Origin of the sequence: Mesobacillus subterraneus, from assembly GCF_000934845.1 — a bacterium.
In the GTDB taxonomy this organism is placed as follows: domain Bacteria; phylum Bacillota; class Bacilli; order Bacillales; family Cytobacillaceae; genus Mesobacillus; species Mesobacillus stamsii.
In genome coordinates, this window is the sequence record NZ_JXIQ01000115.1 from 1 (window position 1) to 12,661 (window position 12,661).

Here is a 12,661-nt window from a genome sequence, read left to right on the forward strand (position 1 = left end):
CCTGGAGTGGAGATCAACCGGTCCATTTTAACAAGGCCAACCTTTAAGGACTTTTTCAGTGGCCTCGGGCAACCCTATCCTTTTTTTGGTCGTTAGTTGCTTTTCAGCATACACTTATTTGATTTTTTACTATTTTCAAACTATTTCTTGATCCAAACACAATTTCGTGATTAAATGAAATAAAGTATGTCACATATCAGATATGTGATATCGGACGGAAGGGGGTGCATGTTTGAGGATTGAAAAAATTTCTACGAAAAAGGTATCTGAATCAGTTACGGAGCAAATTGAGCATATGATCGAAGCGGGAACGTTTCTCCCTGGAGAGAAGCTACCGTCAGTCCGTGAGCTTTGTGAATTGTTTGGAGTAGGGCGCTCTGCGGTAAGAGATGCGATCACGACTCTAAAAGGAAGGGGTGCGGTGACAGTCAAGCAGGGGGAGGGTACCTATATATGCAAGTTCGATTCAGGAAAAATTTTTCAACGCCATCTCCTGCTTCCAAACCCGAAAGATATTAGCCAGCTTTTTCAGGTCAGGAAGCTCCTTGAACCGGGAATTGTCGGGATTGTTGCAGAAACCCGAACGAAAGATGATTTGGAACAGCTCGAAAAACTGATTTCCCGGAGTGCCGAAAACAGCTGGGAGGCGGATTACAATTTTCACCTTGCAATTGCCGGGGCGGCGGGAAACGAGATCCTTGTTCAACTACTTGACTTTATTTCTGTTTCGATGAAGAAGACGATGATTGGTTTCCATCATTTTATCGAAAAGGATCAGAAAGTTTTTGAACAAATACACAGCCAGCATGAACAAATTTTTCAAATGATCCTGCAAAGCAAACCTGTCCCGGCAAAGGAAAGGATGCAAGAGCATCTTGATTTCGTGGAGGATTTGCTGAAAACAAGTTCGATGTTAAGGATTTGAAGTTATCCAAGAAAACATAGGAGGGCTGCTATGATTACCGCGGAAATTTTAACCGAGTTGAAAGCTTTTTTTCCTGAAAATCAATGGACTGAATCCGAAAGTGATGAGCATTTATATGGAAATGGCGGCAAGATCACTGTATTTCCTCAGACTGAAATGGAAATTACCAGTCTAGTAAAATATGCCTATGAAACAAACAAGAAAGTAAATGTAGTAGGCGGAGGTACGAAAAGAGGATTTGGAGGTACCGATAATACTGCAGACCTCCTGCTTTCATTGGAAAATTATAAAGGGGTCGTGGAGCATGAACCTGGGGATATGACAGTAACTGTCAGAGCAGGTACCACTTTTCAAGAAATCCAGGATTACCTGCTGGAGTTTAACCAAAAAATCCCATTGGATCCGTTTTTGCCTGCGCAGGCAACCATCGGAGGAATCCTGGCCGCAAATGACAGCGGTCCGAAACGGCTTGGCTATGGCTCAGCGCGAGATGCAGTCATTGGCTTGAGGGTGGTTTATCCTGATGGCTCAGTGATTCGATCTGGTGGAAAAGTAGTAAAAAATGTTGCCGGTTATGACATGAACAAGCTTTTTATCGGGGCAATGGGAACTCTTGGAATTCTTTCTGAGGTAACGGTAAAACTGCGACCGATTCCGAAATATGAAAGCCTAATGCTGCTGAAGTTTTCCGAACAGAAAATGGAGGATGCAAGAAAATTTGCTGTTCATCTGCTGGATACCGTAATAGAACCTGTAGCACTCGAAATGATGAATCCATCGTTATCCGCTAAATTCTTTCGTGAAAGGGTTTACACGCTGGTGATTGGGCTAGAAGACGTGGAAAGCTCTGTTAAGTACCAAGAGGAGTTTGTCCAGAAGCTTCAGCCGTCAGGAACCGAGTTGGTTATCCTTCATCAGGAAGAGGCAAAGTCTTTTTGGAACGATTTTTACAGGAATGTTCCTAACGGTGCGGTTCGCCCTGTTGATGCCCAAACGGAAGCGATCGTAAAAATCGGTACAGTTAATCTGAAGGTAATCGAGATTTTGCAGGAGTGCCAGTTGCTGCAGGATTCCCACAATCTCCTGATCGAAGCACATGGGGGCCTTGGCCATGGGTTAAGCCAGGCAGTGCTTAGAGGGGCAAAAGAAGATATTGTCTCCGCAATTTATTCTCTAAGAGAGAAAGCTGCAAAGGCAAACGGTTATGTCGTAGTGAAGCATTTGCCATCGGCGCTCCGCGAAAAGGCGAATGTATGGGGTGACAAGCAGCCATACCAGTTTCTTTTGGAAGGAATAAAGGCAAAGATCGATCCAAATCGAGTCTTGAATCCTGGACGTTTTGTAGGGGGGATATAATAGTGAGTTTAAGAGAAATGGAGTTAAAGCAGGAGCCTGCCTGCGCGCCAAAAACGTTAGGCAATTACCTCTGGAGCGACCTGCCAGATGAGAACAAATGGGCTGACTGCGTTCATTGCGGCATGTGTCTTGAATCTTGTCCTACCTATGAATTGACCGGTGAAGAGCAGCATTCTCCACGCGGAAGGGTTCATTTGATCAAGTCGGTTGCTGAAGGAAAACTCTCGGTAAATGAGCAATTCATGGATCCTGTGTTCGCCTGTCTAGACTGCCGCGCCTGTACGACTGCATGTCCGGCAGATGTAAATGTTGGAGGTCTGATTGAAGAGGCACGAGGGCAGATCCGCCAGGCGATGCCGTTGACCGGCTGGAAGGGTGCAGTTAATAAACTATTTCTTCAAGAGTTGTTCCCGCATCAAAACCGGCTGAATTCATTAGGCAGCCTGCTTAAGTTTTACCAAAAGAGCGGGATGCAGAAGGTAGTAAGAAAGACCGGTCTGATCAACATCATGCCAAAGCATCTGGTCGAAATGGAGGCAATCATGCCGAAGATCAAGGAACCGGTTCGAAAAAAATTCAACGATGCCGATGTGATCAAGGCGAAGACTGAGACGAAACGGAAAGTCGCAATGCTGACTGGCTGCGTAATGGACGTGATGTTTAGCGATGTCAATGAAGCAACTGTGAATGTGCTGACCAGAAATGGCAACGATGTCATCATTCCCCGTAACCAAACATGTTGTGGCGCGCTCCATGTCCATGCTGGTGACCGGGAAACAGGCAGAAAGCTTGCCAAGAAGAATATAGAGGCATTTAAAGACGCGGATAAGGTAATTGTAAATGCCGCCGGTTGCGGGTCCATGCTGAAAGAATACCATGAATTATTTCGTGACGATCCAGAATGGCATGACAAGGCTTTCGAATTCTCCCAAAAGGTAGAAGATATTTCAAAATATCTTCATGATACTGGATATGAAAAGCCAAAAGCCGAAATGAACATCAAAATGACGTATCATGATGCGTGCCACCTTGCCCATGGTCAAGGAATACGGCAAGAACCGCGTGATATTCTCCTCGATATACCAGGAGTGGAAATGGTACACATGCCGAATTCGGATCGATGCTGCGGAAGTGCCGGAATTTATAATATTACGAATCCCGACATGGCCGGTGCCGTTCTTGAAAGCAAAATGGAAAATGTACCGGAAGATGTAGAAATGATTTCGATGGGGAATCCTGGCTGTATGCTTCAAATGGCGATAGGGGTTCAAAAGTACGGAAGAAACCAAAAGGTTGTTCATACCATCCAGCTTCTCGATTGGGCGTATCAAAAAGAAGACAGTCTGAAGGAGGGGAACTGATGTCGAAAAAAGGCATTCAATCGAAGGATCCTCATGTTTTGAATCTGGTTAAAATCGTTGGGGTTGATCCCGTCCGCAAGTCTATCCTGTACAAGAAGGAAGACTTGCTTGCCTATGATTGTGACGGCTTCACCCTTCGCAAACATTTGCCAAGGGCGGTTGTTTTTCCAAAGAACACCGCTGAGGTTGCTGCGATTGTTACGTATTGTCACGAAAATGACCTGCCTTTTCTTGCAAGGGGGGCAGGAACTGGTCTAAGCGGGGGTGCCATTCCTTTAAACGGCGAGGTAATCATCAGCATGGTTCGGATGAAAAAGCTGCTAAGTGTCGATTTTGAGAACAGGCGTGCAGTCGTAGAACCTGGATTTGTCAATCTTAAACTTACCAACTCGATTTCAGATAAAGGATATTATTATGCCCCTGACCCATCCAGCCAGTATTGCTGTACGATTGGCGGCAATGTCGCCGAGAATGCCGGAGGCGCGCACTGCTTGAAATATGGGGTAACGACTAACCATATTCTTGGACTAGAAGTCGTCCTCCCAAATGGGAAAGTGATCGAAATCGGCAAAGACGGTGTCCCTGATCAGCCGGGCTATGATTTGCTTGGTTTATTGACGGGCTCTGAAGGTACTTTAGGGATCGTGACAAAAATAACGGTGCGAATTTTAAAGAATCCAGAAGGAAAGCAAACAGTGCTTGCCTATTTTGACAAGGTAGCAGATGGCAGCAAAGCGGTATCAGATATAATTTCAGCCGGAATCGTTCCTGCTGCTCTGGAGATGATGGATAAGACGGCAATTGAAGGAGTCGAGGCAGCCGCTTTTCCGGTAGGACACCCGAAGGACATAGAAGCAGTGCTCCTAATTGAAGTAGATGGAATTGCCGCCGGCCTCGATGAGCAGATCAACCAGATCCTTGCTGTGTGCAATAGCAACAATGTCCGTGAGGTAAAAGCCGCACAGAGTGAACAAGAAAGAGCCAAATGGTGGGCAAACCGGAAAACCGGATTCGGGGCAATGGGTGCGATATCCCCTGATTATATTGTGCAGGATGGCGTCATCCCTAGAAGCAAGCTGCCTGAAGTGTTAAAAAGGATCAATGAAATCAGTGAGGAATTCAGCCTTCGAATCGCTAATATATTTCATGCAGGGGATGGAAATCTGCATCCGCTCGTCTTGTTTGATGCGAGAATTCCAGGAGAATCAGAAAAGGCTCTTGAAGCAGGCAGTCTCTGTCTGAAAGCATGCGCCGATGTAGGCGGAACGATTACCGGCGAGCACGGTGTCGGCATTGAAAAAAGGGAAGAAATGCGGTTTGTATTTACAGATGAGGAAATTATTGCACAAACAGAAATCAGGCAAGTCTTTAATTCTAAAAATCTATTGAATGCAGGGAAACTATTCCCCTCTCCTGGACGTTGTGTGGAAGTGAAAAATGAGATTGCTGCTGCAGCAGCAAAGTAAGAGAAAGAAATCGGTAAAAACTACAAAAAATTCAGTTAAATGGATTGAAAAAACTTTCCATGGCATGGTATGATTTTTCTTAGAAGGAATTGAAACAGCGTTTGGTATTACGCAACGATTGAACATACAAAGGGAGGAAAAAATCAGATGGCAGACTATGTAAAATCGAGCAATCTTCAGGTTGCATCAGAACTCTACGAATTTATTAATTCAGAAGTTCTTCCTGGATCCGAGGTGGATCAGGAACAGTTTTGGAATGGTCTCGGAGGCCTGGTAAAGGATCTGGCTCCTCGAAACAAGGAATTGCTAAAAATCCGTGATGAAATCCAAGAAAAAGTAAATGCCTGGCATCGTGAAAATAGCGGCAAATTTGATCTAGATCAATATAAGTCATTTCTTGCTGACATTGGATATCTTGAACCGGAAGTGGAGGATTACCAAATTACCACAGAAGCAGTGGATGAAGAAGTTGCCTTACAAGCAGGCCCTCAGCTTGTTGTGCCTGTTAATAATGCACGCTATGCAATCAATGCTGCTAATGCACGCTGGGGAAGTTTATATGATGCTCTTTACGGAACAGATGCCATCAGTGAAGAAGATGGAGCAGAAAAAGGCTTACAGTATAATCCAGTCCGTGGCAATAAAGTCATCGCTTATGGACGGGAATTTCTCGACCAGTCCGTGCCGCTAGCGGAAGGTTCCCATAAGGATGCCGAAAAATATGCCATCAAAGATGGAAAGCTGGTAGTTTCCCTGGCTGAAGGCAAAACAACGGGTCTTAAGGATGAAGAAAAATTTGTTGGCTATCAAGGAAATCAAGAGGAACCAGCAGCTGTTTTGCTGAAAAATAATCGTTTGCACTTTGAAATCCAGATTGATCCAAACCATCGGATCGGCAAGACGGATAAAGCGGGAGTAAAGGATATCCTTCTCGAAGCCGCTCTGACAACGATCATGGATTGCGAAGACTCGGTTGCAGCAGTAGATGCTGAAGATAAAGTGGAGGTATACCGCAATTGGCTTGGCTTGCAAAAAGGAGACTTGTCGGCTACCTTCCATAAAAATGCCCGTCTCATGACGAGAACGATGAATCCAGATCGTTCCTACACAGCACCAAATGGGGAAGAATTCAGTCTGAACGGCCGTTCTGTCATGTTTGTGCGAAATGTCGGCCACTTGATGACAAGCAATGCCATCCTTGATGAACAAGGCAATGAGGTTCCAGAAGGAATTCTTGATACAGTGTTTACCAGCCTGATTGGAAAGCACTCCGTAATTGGCAATACAAAATACCAGAATTCATCCAAGGGTTCTATTTATATCGTAAAACCAAAAATGCATGGATCAAAAGAAGTCGCTTTTGCCAATGAATTATTTGACCGGACAGAGGACCTGCTTGGCCTGAAGCGGAACACGATTAAAATCGGCGTGATGGATGAAGAACGTCGCACAAGTTTAAACCTTAAAGCATCCATCCGTGAGGTGAAAGACCGGATTGTTTTCATTAATACAGGCTTCCTCGACCGCACCGGAGATGAGATGCATACTTCCATGGAAGCTGGCCCAATGGTCCGGAAAAATGATATGAAATCATCCATTTGGCTTCAAGGCTATGAAAAGTCAAATGTTGCCACAGGGCTTCAGGTTGGCTTCCAGGAACGTGCTCAAATCGGAAAAGGCATGTGGGCAATGCCTGATTTGATGGGGCCAATGCTGGAACAAAAAATCGGCCATCTGCAGGCAGGTGCGAATACTGCATGGGTGCCATCTCCAACAGCTGCGACATTGCATGCATTGCACTATCATCAGGTTGATGTGTTTGAGGTGCAAAATCAGCTGGCAGGTGAATCCAAAGATTATCGAGACGAGATCCTGCAAATTCCGGTTGCTGAAGATCCGCAATGGACTGCTGAGGAAATTCAGGAAGAGCTGGATAACAACGCGCAGGGGATCCTCGGCTATGTGGTTCGCTGGGTTGAATCAGGAATCGGCTGCTCAAAAGTTCCTGACATCAATGATGTAGGATTGATGGAAGACAGGGCAACGTTAAGGATCTCCAGTCAGCATATGGCAAACTGGCTGCACCATGGGGTTTGCACGAAAGAACAGGTGCTAGAGACATTGCAGCGGATGGCGAAAGTCGTGGATAAGCAAAATAAGATTGATCCAGCTTACCACCCAATGGCAGACGACTTTGACAACTCTGTAGCGTTCCAGGCTGCATGTGACCTCGTCTTCCTTGGATATGAACAGCCAAATGGCTATACGGAGCCTATTCTTCATCGTCGGCGCCAAGAAGCGAAAGCGAAATTTGCTGTAAAAAATTAAAAATACTTCCTTTCAAAGGGGCATTCATTCCTAGCTGAAAATGCCCCTTTGAAATATCCATGACAGAAAGGGGTTAAAACGATGAAATTTGCAAGGTTTACAGTTGATTCAAAAGTTTATTCAGGTGTAGTTACGGCAGGAGGAATACAAGAAATTACTGGAGATCTGTTTGAAAGCTGGGAATATACAGGGAAGGTTTTTTCAAGAGAAGAAGCCCACTTGCTCGCCCCGCTTGTCCCAAATCAAATAATTGGTATCGGCGCAAATTTTGTGGCAAACAAAGAAGACTTGCCATCTGAATTGCCAGAAATCCCCGTATTTTTCTTTAAGCCTGTTTCTTCCGTTATTGGCACAGAGGAAGAAATCATGATTCCAGACGGTACAGATAAGGTTAAATTCGAATCCGAGCTTGCTGTAGTCATTGGCAAGGAAGCAAAGGATGTTCCGGAATCAGAAGTTTTCGAGTATGTCTTTGGCTACACGGTCGGCAACGATGTTACTGCACCAAGCCACTTTCACAAAGATGGACATTGGACAATCGGAAAGTCGTTTGACACCTTCACTCCCCTAGGGCCGGTGATTGAAACAGAATTGGACCCTTTTAGCGTTGTAGTAACCGCTCGACTGAATGGTGTTGAAAAGCAAAATAGTCCTACTGACCTGATGATCATCCCAATCCCGAAAATGATTTCCTATCTGTCGAAGGTCATGACTTTGAAGCCGGGAGATGTTATACTGACTGGCAGCCCTGTAGGAGCAGAGTTCGTCGGAACACAAGATGTCATTGAATGTGAGATTAAAGAGATTGGCGTTTTGAAGAATGTGTTTGCCGGGACTAGAATGAAAGTTTGATGAGAGATTGTGATAGGCGCCACACTGGGGGTAAGAGAAGTGGAAAGGGAAAATGTTGTTAAGTCAGTAAGCCGCGCGTTGGATATTATCCAGCTAGTCGGCATGAAAAAAGGCGGTTTAGGAGTTACTGAGATTGCGAAACAGATGGATATCAATAAAAGTTCTGTCTACCGAATTTTAGTTACTCTAGCCCAGTATGGATACATTGAGCAAGACGAATCTACTGGCTTGTACAAACTTGGATACAAATTTTTGGAAATTAGCTCGAAACTGCTGGATTCCATTGATATAAGATCTGAGGCGGGCCCATTTCTGCAGCAGCTTGAGGATTCAACGAATGAAGTGATCCACCTTGTCGTCTATGACCAGGGAGAAGTAGTTTACATTGAAAAGCTGGAAGGGACAGAAACATTGAGAATGCATTCAAAGGTTGGAAAGCGGGCACCAATGCATTGTACATCCGTTGGAAAAGCAATTCTCGCCAATCTTCCTTCAGGGATGGTACATGAAATCGTCGAGCGAAAAGGCCTTCCCATGCATACGAAACACACGATTACGGATAAAGATGCTTTGTTCAAGGAATTGGTCCAGGTTAAGCAAAATGGATACGCGCTTGATCTGGAGGAAAATGAAAACGGTATTTCCTGCATTGCAGCACCTATTTTCGATCATTTGGGGAAAGTAGTCGCAGCCATTAGTATTTCGGGACCGACGATCCGAATGACCGAAGAAAGACTGAATCAACTGAAAGAGCAAATGCTTGATGTCGGATCGCAAATCTCTGTCAGACTCGGATTTTCAAAACAAAGTCAAAAGAATGGAAAAAATTTGTTCGGATAACAACGGACAAATTTTTTTTAATGCTTTCCTACAATAATAATTCTAAATTTTCTAAAAATTATTGTAATTACCCTTGTTAAGTCTGTATAATAAATAACAAGTGTTATATAACATTATTTTTATAGTTATATAGCATTGTTGCGTCATTCGCAACAAAAACTTTTCTTGTTTTTTATTATCATATTAAAAGAGGAGATGGTTTTTTGAGTACGGGAATGCTAGCATTTTTATCGTTATTGCCTATTCTAGTGGTAGGGGTTTTCCTGATCGGGCTTAGGTGGCCAGCAAGCAGAGCAATGCCAATTTCTTATTTAGTAGCTATCGTTCTTGCTCTATTCGTGTGGAAGATGCCAGGTGCCAATGTAGCTGCCGCTTCTATCCATGGGCTTATTGTGGCGGGAACACTTCTTTACATTATTTTTGGCGCAATCCTGCTGCTGAACACCTTGCAGGAAAGTGGTGGAATCAAGACAATCCGTCAAGGTTTCACCGATATTTCAGGGGACCGAAGAGTTCAGGTGATTATTGTGGCGTGGCTGTTCGGCTCATTTATTGAGGGGTCTGCAGGCTTCGGAACCCCAGCGGCGGTTGCAGTTCCTTTATTGGTAGGGCTCGGATTTCCGGCGATGGCAGCAGTAGTCGCCGGAATGATCATCCAAAGTACACCTGTTTCGTTCGGTGCAGTCGGAACCCCTATGCTTGTAGGTGTTTTTAGTGGACTATCGGGCGATGCTGGATTATCGAATGACTTTCTAGGTTTGGTAAATGTCATCGCTGTCAAGGTAGCCTTTCTTCATATGATCGCGGGTACGCTTGTGCCATTATTTGTGGTTGCACTGATGACTAGGTATTTCGGCAAAAATAAATCCTTTTCCGAAGGCATCAAGGTATGGAAATTTGCCCTGTTTTCGTCGTTTGCGATGACGATTCCGTATATCATTGTTGCAAATCTTCTTGGACCGGAATTCCCTTCGATGATTGGTGGTTTGACAGGATTGGCAATTGTGATTTTTGCGGCAAAGAGAGGTTTCCTGATGCCTCCAAAAGAGGAAGAATGGGATTTTGAAGAAAAATCGAACTGGGATCCTGAATGGATTGGCAATCTTGAAATCAAGGACATTACTCACAAGAGCGGAAGCATGAGCATGTTCCGTGCCTGGACACCTTATGTTCTCGTTGGTTTGCTGCTAATCTTAACAAGAATAAATTCCCTCCCAATTGCAGGATGGTTTAAAGCATGGAGTATCTCATTTGAAAATATTTTTGATTCTGGAATTACCTCCAGTTTTCAGCCGTTGTATTTGCCCGGCACTATTTTCATTATTGTATCGGCAATTACGTACTTCCTCCACGGCATGAATGCAAGCGCTTACAGACGTGCCTGGTCCCAATCAGGCAAAACGATGATTTCTGCTTCGACAGCTCTAATTTTTACAGTCCCGATGGTTCAGGTATTTTTAAATACCGGAGGAGGAGCAGCAGGCTTTGATAAGATGCCAATTGAATTGGCAAACGGAGTCGCTGCCCTGGCGGGAGATTATTGGCCGCTATTCTCTACCTTCATTGGCGGCATGGGCGCATTCATCGCAGGCAGCAATACAGTCAGCAATATGATGTTCTCTCTATTCCAATATAATGTAGGAAGCAATATTGGCGTAGATCCTACCTGGATCGTTGCCCTCCAGGCAGTTGGCGGAGCGGCAGGAAATATGATTTGTGTGCACAATGTTGTTGCAGCATCCGCGGTGGTAGGTCTGGTCGGAAAAGAAGGAGCGGTCATAAGGAAAACTCTCTTCCCGTTCACCTATTACGCATTGCTGTCAGGCTCTATCGGTTATTCCATCGTTTGGTACTCACAAAAAGGCATCTTTAACATCGGTTCATTCATTGCAGTGGCGATTGCTTTTGCTGCCGTATATATCATCGCTACTAACAACAAAAGAAGTGGTCTTCTAGTGCAGGAAGTATCTCCAGTAATCAAACAATAATAGCGGAAAAGAAAAGCAGAAAACTGCACCCGAAGTGCCGGGTGCAGTTTTTGCTATTTTCAAAAAAAGGGAGATAGGTATTTTTATAAAGCAATTGGTCCGTTCGTTTGCTATATGATGAAGTATAATGGACATAGCAGTAATTAATAATCTAGGGGGAGAAATAATGCTTAAAATAGGAGTGATCGGGATCGGGGATATTGCTCAAAAGGCCTATCTTCCGGTCTATAGCGGACTAAAGGATATCGAATTCCATCTTTATACACGCAATCAAGAGCGCCTGCAATCGATTGGAAACCAATATCGATTCGACCACCTTCACACGAGTTTAGCTTCTTTATTGGACAGTGGAATTCGTGCAGCATTCATTCATTCCGCGACTGCTTCTCATGCGGAAATCATCGAACAACTATTAGAAAGGCAGATCCATGTCTTTGTCGACAAACCTATCACAGATAGCTATGAGGGAGCAAAAAGGTTAGTTGAACTTGCTGAACAAAAGGGTCTGCTGTTAATGACAGGTTTTAATCGCCGATACGCACCTTTTCATCAAAAACTAAAAGAGGTGGCTGATCCTAATTTCCTTATTGTTCAAAAGAACCGTCATGCCCTTCCTGGTGAACCGCGGGCCTTTATTTTTGACGATTTTATCCATGTGGTCGATACAATGCGCTATTTGTTTCCACATCCGATCGAAGATATTGTCGTGAATGGTAGAATGGAAGGCGACCGCTTGCACCACATTGTCATCCAATTTCTCGCTAACGGCGCCACAGCAATTGGTATCATGAATCGGGATAATGGCACGAATGAAGAAATTGTGGAGGTTATGGGCCCATTAGAAAAAAGAACAGTACAGAATGTCTCCAAGCTGATCATCTCAAAAGGGATGGAAATAACCGAAGTCCGTGGAAATGACTGGGAGCCTACTTTAATAAAGCGAGGCTTTGAACCGATGATTACCGATTTTATTGAGGCAGTTCGGACAAATACCAAGCCGCAGATTTCGGCAGAGGATGCTCTAAAAACTCATGAAATCTGTGAAAGAATAGTGAGGAAGCTCTATGCTGATTCATGAAAAATAAATGCTGTTTCTTCAACCGTTTTTACGGGTAAGTATCAGGCCGACTTCTTCCCAGTGATGATGTTCGGTTTGCTTGCCGCAGCTTTAGAAAAACTGTTACTTCTCTAATGTTAGCAGCTGGTTTTGCAGAAATTAAAATAACAAGAAAGGGGACGGAGATTTTGCCCTTATCCTAGTAGTTTTGGAGCAAAATGTCCGTCCCTTTGTTTTTTTCAGATGTCGTTACGCAGCGCTAGTACCGCCAGCAGGTTTGTGCGAGAATTTATGTGACACGGTTTTTGGAGATGGGAGAGACAGAAAATCCAAAGTGTCCTATACTATTATTCAAAGGAGGTGAGAAAAATGGAAAAACAAATACTAGATATCCTTTTAAATATGCAAAGAGATATAAGTGATGTAAAAGTAGACGTAAGCACTTTAAGAGGAGATATGTCGAACGTAAAAGTAGACGTAAGCGCCTT

At 44.2% G+C, this 12,661-nt stretch carries 9 protein-coding genes; all 9 read left to right on the forward strand.

Annotation, left to right across the window (positions count from 1 at the left end; translation table 11 throughout):
* The first annotated feature begins 232 nt into the window (after nt 1–232).
* Complete coding sequence (locus UB32_RS14720; RefSeq protein ID WP_044394938.1) at nt 233–925, forward strand: FadR/GntR family transcriptional regulator; 693 nt, start codon at nt 233–235, stop codon at nt 923–925.
* Between the two features lie 30 nt (nt 926–955).
* Nucleotides 956–2,281, forward strand: a complete 1,326-nt coding sequence (locus UB32_RS14725) for an FAD-binding oxidoreductase (RefSeq protein ID WP_044394939.1) — start codon at nt 956–958, stop codon at nt 2,279–2,281.
* Nucleotides 2,282–2,283: 2 nt separating this feature from the next.
* Nucleotides 2,284–3,642 (forward strand): (Fe-S)-binding protein, encoded by a 1,359-nt coding sequence (locus UB32_RS14730; RefSeq protein WP_044394940.1) that lies wholly within the window; start codon nt 2,284–2,286, stop codon nt 3,640–3,642.
* On the forward strand, nt 3,642–5,108 hold the full coding sequence (locus tag UB32_RS14735; protein ID WP_044394941.1) for an FAD-linked oxidase C-terminal domain-containing protein: 1,467 nt from the start codon (nt 3,642–3,644) through the stop codon (nt 5,106–5,108). The genes UB32_RS14730 and UB32_RS14735 overlap by 1 nt, the downstream gene beginning before the upstream one ends.
* Nucleotides 5,109–5,255: 147 nt before the next feature.
* Nucleotides 5,256–7,436 carry a malate synthase G gene (locus tag UB32_RS14740; RefSeq protein ID WP_044394943.1) on the forward strand — a complete coding sequence of 727 codons (2,181 nt, stop codon included), beginning with the start codon at nt 5,256–5,258 and terminating at the stop codon, nt 7,434–7,436.
* An 81-nt stretch (nt 7,437–7,517) separates the two neighbouring features.
* The gene (locus UB32_RS14745) at nt 7,518–8,288 is read left to right on the forward strand and encodes a fumarylacetoacetate hydrolase family protein (protein WP_044394946.1); all 771 of its coding nucleotides are present in this window, start codon (nt 7,518–7,520) and stop codon (nt 8,286–8,288) included.
* A 39-nt stretch (nt 8,289–8,327) separates the two neighbouring features.
* Entirely contained in the window at nt 8,328–9,128 is an 801-nt protein-coding gene (locus UB32_RS14750) for an IclR family transcriptional regulator (protein ID WP_044394949.1), read from the forward strand.
* A gap of 203 nt (nt 9,129–9,331) precedes the next feature.
* Nucleotides 9,332–11,116: an L-lactate permease gene (locus tag UB32_RS14755; protein WP_044394951.1), complete on the forward strand. Its 1,785-nt coding sequence runs from the start codon at nt 9,332–9,334 to the stop codon at nt 11,114–11,116.
* 166 nt (nt 11,117–11,282) lie between these two features.
* The gene (locus UB32_RS14760) at nt 11,283–12,194 is read left to right on the forward strand and encodes a Gfo/Idh/MocA family protein (protein WP_044394954.1); all 912 of its coding nucleotides are present in this window, start codon (nt 11,283–11,285) and stop codon (nt 12,192–12,194) included.
* Nucleotides 12,195–12,661: the final 467 nt, after the last annotated feature.